At 71.1% G+C, this 19,568-nt stretch carries 14 protein-coding genes, 1 pseudogene and 1 riboswitch; of the genes and pseudogenes, 9 read left to right on the forward strand and 6 right to left on the reverse strand.

The genetic code is table 11. The features are described 5' to 3' along the window. Nucleotides 1-175: 175 nt before the first annotated feature. Together AQJ67_RS16140 and AQJ67_RS16145 are read right to left on the reverse strand one after the other, a co-directional pair. Nucleotides 176-1,117, reverse strand: coding sequence for a sucrase ferredoxin (locus AQJ67_RS16140; protein WP_062719464.1), 942 nt, complete (start codon nucleotides 1,115-1,117; stop codon nucleotides 176-178). A gap of 165 nt (nucleotides 1,118-1,282) precedes the next feature. Continuing rightward, nucleotides 1,283-2,539, reverse strand: coding sequence for a citrate synthase (locus AQJ67_RS16145; protein ID WP_062719465.1), 1,257 nt, complete (start codon nucleotides 2,537-2,539; stop codon nucleotides 1,283-1,285). A 142-nt stretch (nucleotides 2,540-2,681) separates the two neighbouring features. Here AQJ67_RS16145 and AQJ67_RS16150 point away from each other — a divergent pair. Continuing rightward, nucleotides 2,682-3,858, forward strand: a pseudogene (locus tag AQJ67_RS16150) (citrate synthase/methylcitrate synthase). A gap of 184 nt (nucleotides 3,859-4,042) precedes the next feature. Here the strand turns inward: AQJ67_RS16150 and AQJ67_RS16155 are convergent. After that, the gene (locus AQJ67_RS16155; protein WP_107119957.1) at nucleotides 4,043-4,279 is read right to left on the reverse strand and encodes a hypothetical protein; all 237 of its coding nucleotides are present in this window, start codon (nucleotides 4,277-4,279) and stop codon (nucleotides 4,043-4,045) included. A gap of 96 nt (nucleotides 4,280-4,375) precedes the next feature. After that, a complete protein-coding gene (locus tag AQJ67_RS16160) occupies nucleotides 4,376-4,927 on the reverse strand; it encodes a DUF6082 family protein (RefSeq protein WP_062719466.1) in 552 nt (183 codons plus the stop codon). Between the two features lie 322 nt (nucleotides 4,928-5,249). On the opposite strand from AQJ67_RS16160, the gene AQJ67_RS16165 reads away from it, so the two are divergent. Continuing rightward, nucleotides 5,250-6,365: a CobW family GTP-binding protein gene (locus tag AQJ67_RS16165; RefSeq protein WP_062719467.1), complete on the forward strand. Its 1,116-nt coding sequence runs from the start codon at nucleotides 5,250-5,252 to the stop codon at nucleotides 6,363-6,365. Nucleotides 6,366-6,386: 21 nt separating this feature from the next. Here AQJ67_RS16165 and AQJ67_RS16170 read toward each other — a convergent pair whose 3' ends face one another. Continuing rightward, nucleotides 6,387-8,843: a DNA gyrase/topoisomerase IV subunit A gene (locus AQJ67_RS16170; RefSeq protein WP_062719468.1), complete on the reverse strand. Its 2,457-nt coding sequence runs from the start codon at nucleotides 8,841-8,843 to the stop codon at nucleotides 6,387-6,389. A gap of 560 nt (nucleotides 8,844-9,403) precedes the next feature. Between AQJ67_RS16170 and AQJ67_RS16175 the strand changes: the two genes are divergently transcribed. The 4 genes from AQJ67_RS16175 to AQJ67_RS16190 all read left to right on the forward strand — a co-directional run bounded on the left by AQJ67_RS16175 (nucleotide 9,404) and on the right by AQJ67_RS16190 (nucleotide 14,227). Beyond that, nucleotides 9,404-10,759: a M16 family metallopeptidase gene (locus AQJ67_RS16175; RefSeq protein ID WP_062719469.1), complete on the forward strand. Its 1,356-nt coding sequence runs from the start codon at nucleotides 9,404-9,406 to the stop codon at nucleotides 10,757-10,759. Then, on the forward strand, nucleotides 10,756-12,144 hold the full coding sequence (locus tag AQJ67_RS16180; protein WP_062719470.1) for a M16 family metallopeptidase: 1,389 nt from the start codon (nucleotides 10,756-10,758) through the stop codon (nucleotides 12,142-12,144). Before AQJ67_RS16175 ends, AQJ67_RS16180 begins: the two co-directional genes overlap by 4 nt. A 214-nt stretch (nucleotides 12,145-12,358) precedes the next feature. After that, a riboswitch (cyclic di-AMP (ydaO/yuaA leader) is annotated at nucleotides 12,359-12,520 on the forward strand. Nucleotides 12,521-12,533: 13 nt separating this feature from the next. Then, complete coding sequence (locus AQJ67_RS16185) at nucleotides 12,534-13,319, forward strand: M23 family metallopeptidase (RefSeq protein WP_062719471.1); 786 nt, start codon at nucleotides 12,534-12,536, stop codon at nucleotides 13,317-13,319. A gap of 212 nt (nucleotides 13,320-13,531) precedes the next feature. Continuing rightward, a complete protein-coding gene (locus tag AQJ67_RS16190) occupies nucleotides 13,532-14,227 on the forward strand; it encodes a GntR family transcriptional regulator (RefSeq protein ID WP_062719472.1) in 696 nt (231 codons plus the stop codon). A gap of 190 nt (nucleotides 14,228-14,417) precedes the next feature. Here the strand turns inward: AQJ67_RS16190 and AQJ67_RS16195 are convergent, their stop codons facing one another. Further along, nucleotides 14,418-14,699: an HPr family phosphocarrier protein gene (locus AQJ67_RS16195; RefSeq protein ID WP_016432192.1), complete on the reverse strand. Its 282-nt coding sequence runs from the start codon at nucleotides 14,697-14,699 to the stop codon at nucleotides 14,418-14,420. Nucleotides 14,700-14,877: 178 nt separating this feature from the next. Between AQJ67_RS16195 and AQJ67_RS16200 the strand changes: the two genes are divergently transcribed. The 3 genes from AQJ67_RS16200 to AQJ67_RS16210 are packed head-to-tail and all read left to right on the forward strand — an operon-like array spanning nucleotide 14,878 to nucleotide 19,557. Beyond that, on the forward strand, nucleotides 14,878-17,724 hold the full coding sequence (locus AQJ67_RS16200; protein WP_062719473.1) for a bifunctional acetate--CoA ligase family protein/GNAT family N-acetyltransferase: 2,847 nt from the start codon (nucleotides 14,878-14,880) through the stop codon (nucleotides 17,722-17,724). A gap of 52 nt (nucleotides 17,725-17,776) precedes the next feature. Next, nucleotides 17,777-18,364 (forward strand): DUF5998 family protein, encoded by a 588-nt coding sequence (locus AQJ67_RS16205; RefSeq protein ID WP_062719474.1) that lies wholly within the window; start codon nucleotides 17,777-17,779, stop codon nucleotides 18,362-18,364. Continuing rightward, complete coding sequence (locus tag AQJ67_RS16210; RefSeq protein ID WP_062719475.1) at nucleotides 18,364-19,557, forward strand: alkaline phosphatase family protein; 1,194 nt, start codon at nucleotides 18,364-18,366, stop codon at nucleotides 19,555-19,557. The genes AQJ67_RS16205 and AQJ67_RS16210 overlap by 1 nt, the downstream gene beginning before the upstream one ends. Nucleotides 19,558-19,568: the final 11 nt, after the last annotated feature.

Below are 19,568 nucleotides of genomic sequence, written 5' to 3' on the forward strand. Positions count from 1 at the left end.
GGGATGTGGCGTGGATCTCTTGATCAATGGCAACAGTCATGATCGACCCCCTGATCAACATCCGGATCGAGGTCGGGAGGTCGGATCAAGGTCCGGAGGGTCCGGATCAATTCCGGATCAATATCGGTCAGCCGGTCCATGCGACCGGTTCATGCGAGGCATCCGGTGCACCTGATCAACTTGCCAGTGCCGTCGTCATCGTGAGCTCCCGCACCATCAACACGTCCATCCGCGCGGGCGAGCCGAGCACCGACCCACAGCTCTCGGGGCGCGGCGGCAGGGAGGCGCCCTGGGCCACGCCGACCCGCCAGTGGCGCCCGTCCCTGTGGGCGACCGTCACTTCCCAGCGCGGGGCCGCGCCGTCCGTCCGTACGACGCCCAGCGCCTCCGCGGTGTCCTCGCCGATGGCCCTGCGCACGGCCAGCTCGGCCGCCTGGGCGGGCCGCTCCCAGGCCGAGTTACCGCGGCACCCCTCCACGACGATCCGGCCCTCCTGGACCCCGTGCAGGACCTCCTTGACGGCGTGGGCCTGCGCCCTGCCGTACGCGTAGCCGTACGGCAGCACGAGCAGCGTCGGTGAGAACCGGTGTCCACCCAGATGAGTGACCTCCCAGACGCCCTCCACGCCGGAGGCGGCGAGCTCGGCCGCGAGGGGGCGCCCGAGGAGCGCGCAGCAGCGGTCCCGCTTGCCATTGGTGCAGACGAGGGCGAGGGGGTCGCCTGTGTGGGGGCGCCCCTGGAGTGCCGAGTCGAAGGTGTGGTGGTCACCCATGCCGAGGGCGGCGAAATCCAGCTTCAGCAGTTGCTCGGGGTCGGTGATCGTGGCGGCCTGCAGCCATACGTTCCCGGGCACGGTGTGGGCCGCGTAGATCTGCCGCTCGGCGGCGGTGCCGCAGTCGGCGTGGCGGCCGGGGCGGCGGATCAGCGCGACGCGTACGCCCGTGCCCTTCGCGGCCGCCTCCAGGGCTCGGCCCAGCACCGGGTCCAGGTGACTCTGCGTGAGCGCCTTGGCACCCCACGGGCCGGGCTGCTCCACCAGCAGCCAGGTCGTCGCGGTCGCCGCGGTCCCCGCGATGGGCTCGTCGAGGTCCTGCGAGACGGTTGAGCACGTACTCACAGAGGTGAGCCTAACCTGACTTGAGTGGCGGCGGCGGGTCGAGGGGTCCGTGGAGGGGCCTGGGCCGGGGCAGGCCGGGCGCCTGTCCTGGACCTGCGCTGCGCCCGTTGTGGGCCCCCTTGCCGCTCCGGGGTGCGCCCCCTCGGAGCCGGAAGGCGCGCTCGTCTACTCCGGCAGCGGCTGGGGCGGCTTCGGACCCGTGTAGTGCCCGCTCGGTCGCATGCGCAGCGGTCGCTCGCCGTACTCCTCCAGGGCGTGGGCGATCCAGCCCGCCGTACGGGCCACGGCGAAGATCGTCTCGCCCGCCGTGTAGGACATGCCGGAGGACGCCGTGAACACGCCCAGGGCCAGGTCGACGTTGGCGTGCAACGGGGTGTGGCGGGCCGCCGTGGCGGCGATGTCGCGGGCCGCGGCGAGGGCGGGTGCGGAGTCGGGGATCTCCTCCAGGAGATCGAACAGGACACGCGCGCGTGGGTCCTCGCCGGGGTAGAGCCGGTGACCGAGCCCCGGAATGCTCCGGCCGGCCCGCAGTTCCTCGGCGATGACGGGCCCCGCGTCGCCTCGGTCGAGCACCTCCATGATCAGTTTGTGGGCGAGGCCGCTCGCCGCCCCGTGCAGGGGGCCCTCGATCACGCCCAGTCCGGCGGAGACGGCGGCGTAGGCGTGGGCGCGGGCCGACGCGGCGACCCGTACGGCGAGGGTCGAGGCGGCCAGGTCGTGATCGGCGAGCAGGGCGAGGGCGGTGTCCAGAACCCGCAGTGCGGCCCCGTCGGCGGACCGTCCGCTCAGCTGTCGCCACAGGCGCTGAGCGACGGAGCCCTGGTCGCGGTGGGTGTACCGCGCGGGCCCGAGGGAGGCTACGAGGGTCGGGATGAGGACACGCGCGGTGCCGAGCACGGCCTCCTCGGACAGGTCGAAGCGCAGTGGGTCAGCCGTCGCGGCGGCGATGGTCGCCACCCGCAACCGGTCCGTGGGCCCGACGTGTTCGGACAGGGCGTCGACGGCGCGACGGGCGGCGGTGACGGAGACCTCGGGGGCGGTGAAGGTGACGCCGGGGCGCAACTCACCCGTCCACAGCCACTCGGCCACCTCTTCGTAGGAGTGCCGGGCGGCCAGCTCGGTCGCGTCCACGCCCCGGAAGTAGTAGCGGTCCGTGTCGATCAACGTGAGCCGGGTCCGGACGGAGAGCTCGCCGGCCGCCCCGGAAGTGGCCGCGCTCTCCCGCCTGTTGCGCCGGGCGAGCGCCTCCACCTCCTCGGCGTCGAAGGTGCTGCCCCGGCCGCCGGGCGCGCGGCGGCTGCTCAGGTGTCCGCGGCTCACGTACGCGTACACGGTCTCGGGCTTCACACCGAGCAGTTCGGCGGCTTCCTGGGTGGTCAGCCGCCGTCCTGCTGGGCCGGGGCCGGGCTCTTGATCGCGCATGGGGTCACCGTATCCAGGAAGTCGGACATTGATTTCGGATGTTGATGCGAATGAGGATCCGAGTGGTCTGAGCATTGATGCAATCAATATTGACAGAAAATAAGTCAATCATGGACAGTCGAATCAAGTCCAGGGAGGAATCATGTCCGTCAACAGGTCAACAACCGCGCTCGTCGAGGTGCCCCGCGGGCTGGCGGGTGTCGTCGTCACCGACACCGAGGTGGGCGACGTCCGGGGGCTCGAGGGCTTCTACCACTACCGTCAGTACTCGGCCGTGGAACTCGCGCAGAGCCGCCCCTTCGAGGACGTCTGGCATCTCCTGGTCCACGGTGAGCTGCCGGACGCCGAGCGCTCCGCCGCCTTCGCCGCCGAGACCGCTGCGCTGCGGCGGCTGCCCAACCAGGTGTGGGCCGCGCTCCCCGCCATCGCGGCGGCGAGCGGAGGATCCGGACCGTTGGCCGGCCTGCGCACGGCGCTCTCCCTGCTCGGCGCGGCACAGGGCTTCCGGCCGGTGTACGACATCGGCACCGAGGCGCGCCGGCGGGACACCCTCGTCGCGGCCGCGGCCGTACCGACGCTGCTCACCGCGCTGCACCGGCTGGGTGCGGGACTTGATCCTGTGGAGCCGCGCGAGGACCTGTCGTATGCGGCGAACTATCTGTACATGTTGACGGGAGCGGAGCCGGACCCGCGGCGGACCCGGGCCGTCGAGCAATACTTGATCTCAACCATTGACCACGGATTCAATGCGTCAACCTTCACGGCTCGGGTCATCACTTCCCACGGGAGCGGATGTCGCGGCATGCCTCGTCGGGGCCGTGGGCGCTCTGTCGGGACCATTGCACGGTGGTGCGCCCAGCCGGGCGCTGGACACCCTGGACGCGATCGGCACGCCCGACCGCATCGACTCCTGGATCCGCGAACGCGTCCTCGCCGGCGACCGCATCATGGGCTTCGGCCACCCGGTCTACCGCACCGAGGACCCCCGGTCCCGCATGCTCCGCGAGATCGCCCAGGGCTTCGGCGGGCCGCGTGCCGAGTTCGCGGTGGAGGTCGAACGCCGCGTCGAGGCGATCCTCGCCGAGCTGAAACCCGGCCGCGAGCTGCACACGAACGTCGAGTTCTACGCGGGGGTGGTCATGGAGCTCTGCGGTCTGCCGCGCGAGATGTTCACACCGACGTTCGCCGCAGCGCGGGTCGTGGGCTGGAGCGCCAACATCCTGGAGCAGGCACAGGACTCGAAGATCATCAGGCCGGTGGCGCGGTATGTGGGGCCCGGGGCGCCGGTGACGGTGCCGACGGCCGTGACGGCTGCCTGACATCGACCCCGGCATACGTGTGGCCTGGTGCCGTTCTGGCGCCAGGCCTCATCGGGTGGGGATCGAGCAGTGACGGGGTGCCGGCTGCTCGCCGGGTCGGTCACCCGGCTCGCTCAACGGTTGCGCGCGGCCGGGGAGCGTCGACGGTACGGGTCTGGGGTGGACGCGTGCTCGTGCGGTGGGCTCAGGCGTCGGGGATGTCTGCCTTGGCGCGGATGAGGGTCTCCCGGCTGACGATGACGATGCGCTCGTAGTCGGCGCGGGCGGCGTCGGCGGGCAGTTCCGGGTCAAGCGCCTCGGTGGCCTCGGTGCCGATGACGGCGAAGTTGCCGTCGCTGAGTTCGAACACGTCCGGGCAGGTAGCTCCTGAGTTACTGCCACGGGCGCTTGGAGGCACACCGATGCGGCGCACGATCTTCAAAGGTACTGGTCCTTACGAGGGCTGGGCATTGTAGTCGGGAGCACGTTACTGGTGTTTCTGTTTCTCTCGTGGCTGGATGGAGAAAATGTCACCCAGTCAGTCGGTGGGCGGATCTCCGACGACCCACCACTCGTCCGTGTCGGCTTCGTCGAGGTCCCTGACGAGACCGTCAACCATGTGCCCCAGCTGGGCTTCTTCGGATGTCTCGTTCAGGGAGGCGCGCATGTGCTGCGACGCCTCCCAGTACTCACGGAAGATCGGGCTCTGGAAGAACTCCCGCAGATGCCGGTACAGCTCCTCCCGGTCCAGGATTCCCGCCCGGTAGAGGTGGAACAGATGGACGTACCAGGCGTTGGCGTAGAAGAACTGGCGGCGCCTCTCCGCCGGGATGCTCTTGTCGTAGGTGTCGATCACCGCGGCGAGGGAGGGATCGTCGATCGCCCTGGCCAGCAGCTCCCACTGCATGCGCTGCTGATGCGCCAAGGCCTTGCGGCGGATCGCCAACTCCTCGAGCTCCAGTTGCCTCTCCTGCAGTCGGGCCTCCTCCGCCCGCCGTTGACGCGCTGCCGTCGCAGCGCCGGCGGCTGCTGCGAGGAGGGCCAGTGCGGCGGTGGCCAGCCTCCCCGCAGAACATTTCCGTGTGGCCATGTCAATTACCCCCGATCAGGCGGCCGTCCGCCGGTCGTCGGGGTGCGGGTCGACTGGAGGGGACCGGCGAGCGGTGGGCGGCGCTTGCCGTCTCCCAAAGTGCCGAGCGGCTCTGATCGGCGGGGAGGCGGAGAGGAGGCGCACGGAGGGAAGCGAGGGTCGCACACTCCGGCGCCATGCCCAACGTCTGCCCGGCAAGTGCAGCTAACAATCGTTCACTTCGCGGTGATTATTCCGGCTCGTATCCTGGGTCGGCATTCAACCTTCGTATGTGCGCCGACCCACGAGCCGGTGCACCCGTCGGCGTGAGAGAGGTCGCACGTTGAGCCAGCCGAGCCCCGGTCCGCAGCAGATCCCGGTCGTCGTACTCGCCGGATTCCTCGGTTCCGGCAAGACGACGCTGCTCAACCACCTCCTCCACCGCAGTCAGGGCACCCGCATCGGCGCCATCGTCAACGACTTCGGCGCCATCGAGATCGACGCCATGGCGGTCGCCGGCGCGCTCGGCGACTCCACGCTCTCCCTGGGGAACGGCTGCCTGTGCTGTGCCGTCGACGCCAGTGAGCTGGACGTGTACCTGGAGCGGCTCGCACGCCCGGCCACCGGCATCGACGTCATCGTCATCGAGGCCAGCGGGCTCGCCGAGCCGCAGGAACTCGTACGCATGGTGCTCGCCAGTGAGCATCCGGGCATCGTGTACGGCGGCCTGGTCGAGGTGGTCGACGCCGCCGAGTTCGACGGCACCCGCGCGAAGCACCCCGAGATCGACCGGCACCTCGCCCTCGCCGACCTCGTCGTGGTCAACAAGCTCGACCGTGCGCCGGACGGTGACCGCGTGCTTGACCTGGTCCGCGGGCTCACCGACCGCGCCGCCGTCGTCCCGGCCAGCTACGGCCGTATCGATCCCGAGTTCCTCTTCGACTGCCGGCCCAGCGATGAGCGCATCGGGCAGCTGTCCTTCGACGACCTGCACGACCCGCACGACCCGCGTGACCACGCCGCTGGCACCGGCGGTGACATGGGCAGCGGCGGCCACCACGCGCACCTGCACACCGGCTACGACAGCCTCGCCTTCGTCTCCGAAGTCCCTCTCGACCCACGCCGCTTGATGGGCTTCCTGGACAGCAGGCCGGAGGGGCTGTACCGGATCAAGGGGTACGTCGACTTCGGCCCGTACGACCCCGCCAACCGCTACGTCGTCCACGCCGTCGGCCGCTTCCTGCGCTTCTACCCGGAGCGGTGGAGCGCAGCCGACGCGCGCCTCACGCAGCTGGTCCTCATCGGCTCCGGCATCGACGCGTCCGCGCTCGGCAAGGAGCTGGAAGCCTGCAAGAGCGACGCCCCACACGCCGACGAACATGGCATGTGGGGCGTGCTGCGGTACGTACCGGAGGCGGAGGGAGAGGCCTCCGCCTCCCAGGAGGACTTGGCGGACTAGGGCCTGATCCGACCGACAGGCCTAGAACGGACCGGCCACAACCGAGACGGTCTTCCCCAGTGACACTCCCGAGCCGTCGCGGCGCGGGTCGATGTCCGGGAGGTCGGCCGGGGTGCCGTTCTTCTGCGCGGCCCGTGCCGGGACGGCGCCCGCCCAGGCCAGGGACAGACAGTCCTCGCCCTTCAGGAACCGCTGGCAGCGCACACCACCGGTCGCGCGCCCCTTGCGGGGGTACTGGTCGAACGGGGTCATCTTGGCCGTCGTCTGGACCGAGTCGTCCAGCGTCCCGCGCGATCCCGCCACCGTGAACACCACCGCGTCGACCGCCGGGTCCACCGCCGTGAAGGAGATCACCTTCGCGCCCTCCGTCAGCTTGATGCCCGCCATACCGCCGGCCGCCCGGCCCTGCGGGCGGACCTGCGAGGCCTGGTAGCGCAGCAGCTGCGCGTCGTCCGTGATGAAGACCAGGTCCTCCTCACCGGTGCGCAGCTCGACCGCGCCGACGATACGGTCGCCCTCTTTCAGAGTGATGACCTCCAACTCGTCCTTGTTGGACGGATAGTCGGGCACCACACGCTTGACGACACCCTGCTCGGTGCCGATCGCCAGGCCCGGCGACGACTCGTCGAGCGTGATCAGACAGACCAGGGTCTCGTCACCCTCCAAGGACACGAACTCCGCCAGCGGCGCACCGCCCGAGAGGTTCGGTCTCGACGCCGTCTCCGGCAGCTGCGGCAGATCGACGACGTTGATCCGCAGCAGACGGCCCGTGGACGTCACCGCGCCCACCTCACCGCGGGCCGTGGCCGGCACCGCCGAGACGATCACGTCGTGCTTGGAGCGCTTGGCCTCGCCGTCCTCCGCGAACGGGTCGCCGTTCGCCGTACGCGCCAGCAGCCCCGTCGAGGACAGCAGCACGCGGCACGGGTCGTCCGCCACCTGAAGCGACGCCGTGGGCAGCGGCGCACCCGCCGACTCCAGCAGGACCGTACGGCGCTCGGTGCCGAACTTCTTGGCCACCGAGGCCAGTTCGGCGGAGACAAGCTTGCGCAGCTCCGCGTCCGAGTCCAGGATCCGGGTCAGCTCGGCGATCTCCTCGTTGAGCCGGTCCTTCTCCGCCTCCAGCTCGATGCGGTCGAACTTGGTGAGCCGGCGCAGCGGAGTGTCGAGGATGTACTGGGTCTGGACCTCGCTCAGCGAGAAGCGCTCCATCAGGCGCTCCTTCGCCTGCGCGGAGTTCTCGCTGGACCGGATCAGGCGGATGACCTCGTCGATGTCCACCAGCGCCGTGAGCAGGCCCTCGACCAGGTGCAGCCGGTCACGACGCTTGGTGCGGCGGAACTCGCTGCGCCGCCGTACGACCTCGAAGCGGTGGTCGAGGTAGACCTCCAGGAGCTCCTTGAGGCCGAGGGTGAGGGGCTGGCCGTCGACCAGCGCCACGTTGTTGATGCCGAAGGACTCCTCCATCGGCGTCAGCTTGTACAGCTGCTCCAGGACGGCCTCCGGCACGAAGCCGTTCTTGATCTCGATGACCAGACGCAGGCCGTGCTCGCGGTCGGTGAGGTCCTTGACGTCGGCGATGCCCTGGAGCTTCTTCGACCCGACGAGGTCCTTGATCTTGGCGATCACCTTCTCCGGGCCGACCGTGAAGGGCAGTTCGGTGATGACGATGCCCTTGCGGCGGGCGGTCACCGTCTCCACGGACACGGTCGCGCGGATCTTGAAGGTGCCGCGGCCCGTCTCGTACGCGTCCCGGATGCCGGAGAGGCCGACGATCCGGCCGCCGGTGGGCAGGTCGGGGCCCGGGACGTACTTCATGAGCGCGTCCAGATCCGCGGCCGGGTAGCGGATCAGATGGCGGGCGGCCGCGATGACCTCGGAGAGGTTGTGCGGCGGCATGTTCGTGGCCATGCCGACCGCGATACCGGAGGCGCCGTTGACGAGGAGGTTCGGGAAGGCGGCGGGCAGGGCCACCGGCTCCTGCTCCTGGCCGTCGTAGTTGGGCGTGAAGTCGACTGTGTCCTCGTCGATCGACTCGGTCATCAGGCTCGTCGCCTGGGCCTGCCGGCACTCGGTGTACCGCATGGCGGCCGGCGGGTCGTCGTTGCCCAGCGAGCCGAAGTTGCCGTGGCCGTCGACCAGCGGGACGCGCATCGAGAAGGGCTGGGCCATGCGCACCAGCGCGTCGTAGATCGACGCGTCGCCGTGCGGGTGCAACTTACCCATGACCTCGCCGACGACGCGGGCGCACTTCACATAGCCGCGGTCGGGGCGCAGGCCCATCTCGTTCATCTGGTAGACGATGCGGCGGTGCACCGGCTTGAGGCCGTCGCGGGCGTCCGGCAGGGCCCGGGAGTAGATGACCGAGTACGCGTACTCGAGGAAGGAGCCCTGCATCTCGTCGACGACGTCGATGTCGAGGATCTTCTCCTCGTACGAGTCGTCGGGCGGCGGGTTCTTCGTGCTGCGGCGGGCCATCGCTGCCGGCTCCTCTGGTTCTGGTCGCTCGAGCGTTTGCGGTATCTGACGCGGACCATTGTGGACCGCGGCACTGACAACCACCGACCAGGACCCGATGTTGGGCTCCGGCCCGGCGTCGGAGAAGTGTCGCCGACGCCCGGCCTCCCCCGCGACACAGGGGGCGGACGGAATCCGAACCGCCCTGGCCGTGGCCGCGCTTGCGAGCGGCGGCACCGAAGGCAAGCGCGCGCCGCGAGACCGTTCACTCGGCGGAGTGATCGCCGGGCACAGTCCCAGGTCGTGGGAGGGACGAGCCCGGATCGCAGGCCGCCGTGCCAGGTGGCGGCTGAGGAGAACAGACCCAGCCAGGGGCGCTCGCGACGACCACGCCCGCGCCGCCGGGCCGCCGCACCGCCACTGCGACACCTGGCGTCCCCGGCTCGCCTTCGCCGCCGTACGGGCACGGCGTTCTGACCGGGAACTTCGCCGACCCCTCGGACGCTGCATACAGTGGCAGGAACTGAAGCCGAACTGCTCGGCACAACGCAGTGCACGCGACCGGAAGGACACCTTTGCCCATGGGTCACACGGCCACACCGGAGGCACAATCCGGCGGCCTCACCGCGACGGAGCACCGCCTGGCCAACGGCCTGCGCGTGGTGCTCTCCGAGGACCACCTCACGCCGGTCGCCGCGGTCTGTCTCTGGTACGACGTCGGCTCCCGCCACGAGGTCAAGGGCCGTACCGGACTCGCCCACCTCTTCGAGCACCTGATGTTCCAGGGATCGAACAGCGTGAAGGGCACGGGCCACTTCGAGCTCGTCCAGGGCGCGGGCGGCTCGCCGAACGGCACCACCAGCTTCGAGCGCACCAACTACTTCGAGACCATGCCCGCCCACCAGCTGGAGCTCGCGCTGTGGCTGGAGGCCGACCGGATGGGCAGCCTCCTGGTGGCGCTCGACGAGGAGGGCCTGGAGAACCAGCGCGACGTCGTCAAGAACGAGCGCCGCCAGCGTTACGACAACGTCCCCTACGGCACGGCGTTCGAGAAGCTGACCGCCCTGTCGTACCCGGACGGTCACCCGTACCACCACACGCCGATCGGCTCGATGGCCGACCTGGACGCGGCCAGCCTGGAGGACGCCCGCGCGTTCTTCCGCACCTACTACGCGCCCAACAACGCCGTGCTGTCGATCGTCGGCGACATCGACCCGGAGCAGACCCTCGCCTGGGTCGAGAAGTACTTCGGCTCCATCCCGGGACACGACGGCAAGCCCGAGCCGCGCGACGGCTCGCTGCCCGAGATCATCGGCGAGCAGCTGCGCGAGGTCGTCGAGGAGAACGTCCCCGCCCGCGCGATGATGGCCGCCTACCGGCTCCCGCAGGACGGCACGCGCGAGTGCGACGCGGTCGACCTGGCGCTGACCGTCCTCGGCGGCGGCGAGTCCTCCCGCCTCTACAACCGGCTCGTCCGGCGCGACCGCACGGCCGTAGCGGCCGGCTTCGGCCTTCTGCGGCTGGCCGGGGCGCCCTCCCTGGGCTGGCTGGACGTGAAGACCTCCGGCGATGTCGAGGTGCCCGTCATCGAGGCGGCCGTCGACGAGGAGCTCGCCCGGTTCGCGGCGGACGGCCCCACCGCCGAGGAGATGGAGCGCGCGCAGGCCCAGCTGGAGCGCGAGTGGCTGGACCGGCTCGGCACCGTCGCGGGCCGCGCCGACGAACTGTGCCGCTACGCCGTCCTGTTCGGCGACCCGCAGCTCGCCTTCACCGCCGTACAGCGCGTCCTCGCCGTCACCGCCGAGGAGGTCCAGGCGGTCGCCAAGGCCCGTCTGCGTCCCGACAACCGCGCGGTGCTCGTGTACGAGCCGGTCGCCGACGAGGCCGAGGACGCGGAAGCCCCCGCCACCGACGAGAACGAGGAGTCGGCGCAGTGACCGAGCTCGCCAGCATGGAGTTCCACCCGCAGCCCCAGGCCGGCGCGGCCCGGCCCTGGGCGTTCCCGGCGCCCGAGCGCGGCGAGCTGGACAACGGCCTGACGGTCCTGCGCTGCCACCGCCCCGGCCAGCAGGTCGTCGCCGTCGAGGTGCTCCTGGACACGCCCCTGGACGCCGAGCCGAAGGGCCTGGACGGCATCGCCACGATCATGGCGCGCGCGTTCTCCGAGGGCACCGACAAGCACACCGCCGAGGAGTTCGCCGCCGAGCTGGAGCGCTGCGGCGCCACGCTCGACGCGTACGCCGACCACCCCGGCATCCGCGTCAGCCTCGAAGTGCCGGTGTCCCGTCTGCCGAAGGCGCTGGCGCTGCTCGCCGACGCGCTCAGGGCCCCCGCCTTCGACGACGCCGAGGTCGAGCGCCTGGTGCGCAACCGGCTCGACGAGATCCCGCACGAGCTGGCCAACCCCTCGCGCCGCGCCGCGAAGGAGCTCTCCAGGCAGCTGTTCCCGGCGAGCTCGCGCATGTCGCGCCCGCGCCAGGGCACCGAGGACACCGTCGCCGGCATCGACTCCGCGGCCGTACGCGCCTTCTACGAGCGGCACGTACGCCCCGCCACCTCGACCGTCGTGGTCGTCGGCGACCTCACCGGCGTCGACCTCGACGACCTGCTGGGCGACACCCTGGGCGCCTGGACCGGCTCTCCGGCCCAGCCCCGCCCGGTCCCGCCGGTGACCGCGGACGACACCGGCCGCGTCGTCATCGTGGACCGCCCCGGCGCCGTGCAGACGCAGCTGCTGATCGGCCGTATCGGCCCGGACCGGCACGACCGCGTGTGGCCCGCGCAGGTGCTCGGCACGTACTGCCTCGGCGGCACCCTCACCTCCCGCCTGGACAAGGTCCTGCGCGAGGAGAAGGGCTACACCTACGGTGTGCGCGCGTTCGGGCAGGTCATGCGCTCCGCCCCGGACGGGACGGGCGCGGCGATGCTCGCCATCAGCGGCTCCGTCGACACCCCGAACACCGGTCCGGCGCTGGACGACCTCTGGAAGGTCCTGCGCGGGGTCGCCGGCGAGGGGCTCACCGACGCCGAGCGGGACTTCGCCGTGCAGAACCTCGTCGGGGTGGCCCCGCTGAAGTACGAGACGGCCGCCTCCGTGGCGAACACACTGGCCGACCAGGTCGAGCAGCACCTGCCCGACGACTACCAGGCGAAGCTGTACCAGCAGCTCGCCGCGACCGGCACCGTCGAGGCCACCGCCGCGGCCGTGAGCGCCTTCCCGGTGGACCGGCTGGTGACGATCCTGGTCGGCGACGCGGCCGCGATCCGCGAGCCCGTCGAGGCCCTCGGCATCGGCGAAGTCACCGTCGTGACAGCCGAGTAGAAGGCGGCACCGCGCCGGACGACGGCACGTGCGCGTGAGGGGCCCTGGTGACTTCCAAGCCACCAGGGCCCCTTTATGCCCGAATTGAGAGAAAGGTTGCCTGTCTGGCCTGTGGGATGCGCTACAAAAGCCGCGATCCGTTTGGGGATTGAAAGTGGCGCCGCTTAGCGTCTTCCGGGCTGTCCGTCAGGCAGTGCGCCGCGCCCGCGGCACCGGACAGCCATCGCCGAGTCCCCATACGGCGCGAGCCAGGGGAGCCGGGGACCCACGTAGTCCCTGGGGTGAATCGGACGCCCGCGCAGCCGCGAGGGGGTCCGTAGGAGACCTTCCTGCTCCGAACCCGTCAGCTAACCCGGTAGGCGAGAAGGAAGGAAAGGATCAGCCACTACATGGCGTTCACCTGCGCCACCGGGAAGAACCGCGCCTCCGGGAAGCACCGTCGCCCCGGCCGGTTCGAACGCACCACCGCCCGCGCGGCGGGCGTCGCCGCGCTCACCGCCACCGGCGTCATAGGCACCCTGGCCGCCCCTGCGCTCGCCGCCGAACCCGTCGTCGAGCAGACCGGCCTCATCCCCGTCATCAGCGTCGACGACACGCTCGCCGACCAGATCGATGCCCAGGCCGCCGCCCAGAAGCAGGCCGCCCAGGAGGCCGCGGCCCGCAAGCAGGCCGCCGAGGAGGCCGCGCGCAAGAAGGCGGCCGAGAAGGCCAAGCAGGAGCGCGAGGCCAAGGAGCGCGCCGCCCGTGAGGCCGAGCGCAAGCGCCTGCTGTCCTATGTCGCCCCGATCTTCGGCTCCTACGTCTCCACGGGCTACAAGGCCGGCGGCGCCGTCTGGTCCTCCGGCAGCCACACCGGCGTCGACTTCCACGCCGCCAGCGGCACCTCCGTCCACGCGGTCGGCTCCGGCACCGTCGTGGAGGCCGGCTGGGGCGGGTCGTACGGCAACAACATCGTGATCAAGATGAACGACGGTACGTACACCCAGTACGGCCACCTGTCGTCCATAGGCGTCTCGGTCGGCCAGACCGTCACGCCGGGCCAGCAGATCGGCCTGTCCGGCGCCACCGGCAACGTCACCGGACCGCACCTGCACTTCGAGGCCCGTACGACCGCCGAGTACGGCTCGGACATCGACCCCGTCGCCTACCTCCGCTCGCACGGCGTGAACGTCTGACGCCTCCCGCGCCCCACCCGAAGCTCCGCTTCCCGTAGCTTCCCGAAGCCCCGGCTCCCGAGCCGGGGCTTTCGGCGTTTCCCGGACGATCGGCTGACCAAAAAATATCCATGGATTCCGGCCCGCCGTCGGAAATTCCGGCCGGTTGCAATAGAGTCACTGAACACACGTCATTCGTCGACGTTTCACGGGGATTAAGGCGGAGGTCGGTCATGCGTATTCCGGCGCACTCGGTATGCACCGCGATCCGGGACGACATCGTCGCCGGCGTCTACGAGCGCGGCGGCCGGCTCACCGAGGAACTGCTCGCACGCCGCTACGGCGTCTCCCGCGTCCCCGTGCGGGAGGCCCTGCGCACCCTGGAGGCGGAGGGGTTCGTGGTGACCCGGCGGCACGCGGGCGCGTGCGTCGCCGAACCGACCGAGCAGGAGGCCGCCGACCTGCTGGAGATGCGCACGCTGCTGGAGCCGCTCGGCGCCGCCCGGGCCGCCCAGCGCCGCACCGAGGCCCATCTGAAGGTCCTGCGCGGCCTAGTCAGGCTGGGCCAGGAGCGGGCCAGGCGGGGCAACAGCGAGGATCTGCGCTCACTGGGCGGCTGGTTCCACGAGACGCTGGCCCAGGCCTCCGGCAGCCCCGCGCTGGCCTCGATGCTGACCCAGCTGCGCCACAAGATCGCCTGGATGTACTCGGTGGAGGCGCCGGTCAACCCGGTGGAGTCCTGGACCGAGCACGGCGCGATCGTGGACGCGGTGGCGCGCGGCGACGGTGAGCGCGCCCGGGGCGTCACGGCCCTGCACGCCGAGCGCGCGATGAGCGCGCACCGGCTGCGGTTCGGCTCCGGCGGTGATCGCGCCGAGCGTGTGAGGAATTCGCAACATCCCGTAAACATGCCGAGCCTGCGGCATTAACACGGGCGCCGTATACAAAGAGGAGATATTCGGCGGCGGTGTATTTCCGCTGCCCTTTTCAGGTGTGCCGTCAATTCTTCCGGTCGCCCGTACCCGGAAATGCCGCCCCCTGCCCGAAACAGCGAAGCCGCGCCCGCCGAAAAGGCGGACGCGGCTTCACCGTTTCGCTATGGAGTCCCGCTCAGGTCCTTCAGACCGTCTCGGGCAGCTCCTCGAGACCCTCGGAGACCAGCTTCGCCAGACGGTCGAGGGCGGCGTCCGCACCCTCGGCGTCGGAGGCGAGGACGATCTCCTCGCCGCCCTGGGCGCCCAGGCCCAGCACGGCCAGCATGGAGGCCGCGTTGACGGGGTTGCCGTCGGCCTTGGCGATCGTCACCGGGATACCTGCGGCCGTGGCGGCCCGGACGAAGATGGAAGCGGGGCGGGCGTGAAGGCCCTCGGCCCAGCCGACGTTGACGCGGCGCTCAGCCATGTGATGCTGCCCTTCGGTGTTCAGGGTTGTCTAGACCAGTTTCCCACACCCGTGAAGCATGCCGGGAGGGACAGAACGTCCCTCCCGAGGTGACCGTCGGGTCGCGGCCTCGACCCGACATACGTCCTCCACAGACTGCCTCGCGCCGTTGTCGTACGCGAGCCGTACTCTGGGCCCCATGCAGAGCGCCTCGGACCGGCACGAGTACCCCGCCCACTGGGAAGCCGACGTGGTGCTGCGCGACGGCGGCACCGCACGCATCCGCCCCATCACCGTTGATGACGCCGAGCGTCTGGTCAGCTTCTACGAGCAGGTGTCGGACGAGTCGAAGTACTACCGCTTCTTCGCGCCCTACCCGCGACTGTCCGCGAAGGACGTCCACCGCTTCACGCACCACGACTTTGTGGACCGGGTGGGACTCGCGGCCACGGTGGGCGGCGAGTTCATCGCCACCGTACGCTACGACCGGATCGGCGCCGACGGAATGCCCGCGTCCGCACCCGCCGACGAGGCCGAGGTCGCCTTCCTCGTCCAGGACGCCCACCAGGGCCGTGGCGTCGCCTCCGCGCTGCTCGAACACATCGGCGCCGTCGCCCGCGAGCGCGACATCCGCCGCTTCGCCGCCGAGGTGCTGCCCGCCAACAGCAAGATGATCAAGGTGTTCACGGACGCCGGGTACACCCAGAAGCGCAGCTTCGAGGACGGTGTCGTACGCCTGGAGTTCGACCTGGAGCCGACGGACCGCTCGCTCGCCGTGCAGTACGCGCGCGAGCAGCGCGCCGAGGCCCGGTCCGTACGCCGTCTGCTGGTGCCCGGCTCGGTAGCCGTCATCGGCGTAGGCCGCGCCGCCGGCGGGGTGGGCCGCAGCGTCCTCGGCAACATCAGGGACGCGGGATTCACGGGACGGCTGTACGCGGTGAACAGGGCGTTCCCGGAGGACCTCAAGGAGGTCGACGGCGTCCCCGCGCACCGCTCGATGCGGGACATCGACGAGCAGGTCGACCTCGCGGTGGTCGCCGTACCCGCCGAGTACGTCCCCGACGTGGTCACCGAGTGCGGTGAGCACGGCGTGCAGGGGCTGGTCGTGCTCTCCGCCGGGTACGCCGAGAGCGGGCCGGACGGCCGGGAGAGGCAGCGCGAACTCGTCCGGCACGCACGCGCGTACGGCATGCGCATCATCGGTCCGAACGCCTTCGGGATCATCAACACCTCCGCCGACGTACGACTGAACGCCTCCCTGGCGCCCGAGATGCCCCGCCCGGGCCGGATCGGCCTGTTCGCCCAGTCCGGCGCGATCGGCATCGCCCTGCTGTCCCGCCTGCACCGGCGGGGCGGTGGCGTGACCGGAGTCACAGGCGTGTCGACCCTGGTCTCGTCCGGCAACCGCGCCGACGTGTCCGGCAACGACGTCCTGCAGTACTGGTACGACGACCCGCACACCGACGTCGTGCTGATGTACCTGGAGTCCATCGGCAACCCCCGCAAGTTCACCCGCCTCGCCCGGCGCACGGCCGCTGCCAAGCCGCTGGTCGTGGTCCAGGGCGCACGGCACGGCGGCGCGGCGCCCCAGGGTCACGCCGTACGGGCCACCCGGCTGCCGCACGCCACGGTGTCCGCGCTGCTGCGGCAGGCCGGCGTGATCCGGGTGGACACGATCACCGAACTCGTGGACGCGGGGCTGCTGCTCGCCCGCCAGCCGCTGCCGGCCGGCCCGCGCGTGGCGATCCTCGGGAACTCCGAGTCGCTGGGCCTGCTGACCTACGACGCCTGCCTCTCCGAAGGGCTGCGGCCGTTGCCGCCGCTGGATCTGACGACCGGCGCGTCAGCTGCCGACTTCCACGAGGCGCTGTCGCACGCGTTGGCCGCCGAGACCTGCGACGCGGTCGTCGTCACCGCCATCCCGGCGATCGGGGGCGCCTCGACCGGCGACGCGGAGCTGGCGGAGGCGCTGCGCTCGGCGGCCGAGCGGGTACCGGGGAAGCCGGTGCTGGTGGTGCACGTGGAGCTCGGCGGGCTCGCGGAGGCACTGTCGGCCGCGGCGAGCACCGCACCGCAGGCGGCCACCACGACGTCCGGCATCGCGAACCGCGCCCACCCGTTCCGCCCCCTGGACTTCCCGGCCGACCCCCCGCCCGCCCCGTCCGGCACAGCGGACGACGCCCCCCGCCTCATCCCCGCCTATCCCGCCGCCGAGCGAGCCGTCCGCGCCCTCGCCGAAGCCGTCAAGTACTCCCAGTGGCGGCGCGACGCGGCCGACCCCGGCCGGGTGCCCGAGTACGACGACATCGACGAGAAGGGCGCCGCCCGGCTGATCGGCGGGCTCCTCGCGCGCGGGCAGGGGCTCACGCTCGGCATGGACGAGACCGCCGACCTGCTCGGCAAGTACGGCATCCAGGTCCACTGCGCCCTGCACGCCCCCACCCCCGACACCGCCGCCGACGCCGCCCACACCCTCGGCTACCCCGTCGCCCTCAAGGCCACCGCCCCCCATCTGCGGCACCGCGCCGACCTCGGTGGCGTACGGCTCGATCTCGCGGACGAGGAGCAACTGCGGCGGGCGTACGCCGAGTTGACCGACCTGTTCGGCAAGCCGGAGGAGCTGAGGCCGGTCGTGCAGAGCATGGCGCCGCGCGGCGTCGACACCGTCGTACGGGCCGTGATCGACCCGGCCGCCGGTGCCGTGCTGTCCTTCGGGCTCGCCGGGGCCGCCTCACAGCTGCTCGGCGACATGGCGCACCGGCTCATCCCGGTCACCGACCGCGAGGCCACCTCGATCATCCGCTCGATCCGGACGGCACCGCTCCTGTTCGGCTGGCGCGGCTCAAAGCCCGTGGACACCCCTGCCCTGGAGGATCTGCTGCTGAGGATGTCGCGGCTGGTCGACGACCACCCCGAGGTCGTCGCGGTCACCCTGGAGCCGGTCGTCGTCGCCACTCACGGTCTGAGCGTGCTCGGCGCCTCCGTACGCCTGGCCCCGCCGCCCGCCCGCGACGACCTCGGACCGAGGACCCTGCCCACGTACTGAGACCGCCCTGAGCGGTGCCTCGCAGTCAGTGCGCCCCCGTAGGATGGGCGTCATGGCCAAGACCAGTACTTCGACCCAGGGGCTGCGTGCGGCGATCGAGCGCAGCGGCTACTACCCGGCCCTCGTGGCCGAGGCGGTGGAGGCCGCCGTGGGCGGCGAGCCCATCCGGTCGTACCTGGTCCACCAGGAGACGACGTTCGACCAGAACGAGGTGCGGCGGCATGTGACCGTCCTCGTCCTCACCGGCAACCGTTTCATCGTCAGCCACACCGACGAGCAGGCCGCGGACAGCACCTCCCCGACGCCGTACGCCACCACCTCCACCGAGTCGGTCAAGATCGGCCGGATCTCGTCGGTCGTCGTCAGCCGTGTCGTCGCCAACCCGGAGCAGTACAAGCCGGGCACGCTGCCCCGCGAGGTCGTGCTGACCATCGGCTGGGGCGCCGTCTCCCGTATCGACCTGGAGCCCGCCGCCTGCGGCGACCCCAACTGCGAGGCGGACCACGGCTACACCGGCAGTTCGACGGCCGACGACCTCAGCCTCCGGGTCAGCGAGGCCGGCGACGGCCCCGAGACCGTCCGCCAGGCCCTCGTCTTCGCCCAGTCGCTCTCCGAGGCGACCGCGGACCTCACTCGCTGATGGCGCAGTTCACCGCCTGGGACTCCCACCCGGAACCCCTCGCCGTCCAGTCCGCACCCGTCCCCGAGTACGGCAGCGGCTCGCTCGCCGACCTGCTGCCCACGCTGGCCGCCGGCATGGCCGTACCGGGGACGACCGCCGCGATCCCGGAGCTGACCGCCGCCGACCGCAACTGCGTGTTCCTGATCGACGGACTCGGCTGGGAGCAGCTCAAGGCGCACCCCGAGGACGCGCCGTTCATGACCTCGCTCCTGAGCAGCTCGCGCGGCGGCACCGGACGCCCGATCACCGCCGGCTACCCGGCGACCACCGCGACCTCCCTCGCCTCCGTCGGCACCGGCCTGCCGCCCGGCGCGCACGGCCTGCCCGGCTACACCGTGCGCAACCCCGAGACCGGCGAGCTGATGAACCAGCTGCGCTGGAAACCGTGGACGTCACCGCGCGTCTGGCAGCCGTACCCCACCGTCTTCCAGTTGGCACAGCAGGCGGGTGTGCACGCCGCCCAGGTGTCCTCGCCCACCTTCCAGAACACCCCGCTCACCAAGGTCGCGCTCAGTGGCGGAACGTTCCTCGGGCGACTGACCGGCGAGGACCGCATGGACCTCGCCGCCGAGCAACTGGCCGCCGGCGACCGCTCCCTGGTCTACACGTACTACGCGGAACTCGACGGAGCCGGCCACCGCTACGGCGTCGACTCCGACACCTGGCGCGGGCAGCTCATGTACGTCGACCGGCTCGTCCAGCGCCTCGCCGAACAGCTGCCGCCGCGCAGCGCGCTCTACGTCACCGCCGACCACGGCATGATCGACGTGGCCTTCGACGAGGAGCACCGCATCGACTTCGACGAGGACTGGGAGCTGCGCGCGGGTGTCGCCCTGCTGGGCGGCGAGGGCCGGGCTCGGCACGTCTACGCGGTGCCGGGTGCCGCAGGCGACGTGCTGACCTGCTGGCGTGAGGTACTCGGCGAGCAGTTCTGGGTGGCCTCCCGGGACGAGGCCATCGAGGCGGGCTGGTTCGGCCCGCGGATCGACGAGCGGGTGTACGACCGCATCGGCGACGTGGTCGCGGCCGCGCGGGACGACGTCCTGATCATCGCGTCCGAACGGGAGCCGAAGGAGTCGGCGATGGTCGGCAACCACGGTTCGATGACCCCCGCCGAGCAGCTGGTCCCCCTGCTCGAAGTACGCTCCTGACGACTCCCACC

The sequence above is a fragment of the Streptomyces caeruleatus genome, assembly GCF_001514235.1.
Lineage (GTDB): Bacteria > Actinomycetota > Actinomycetes > Streptomycetales > Streptomycetaceae > Streptomyces > Streptomyces caeruleatus.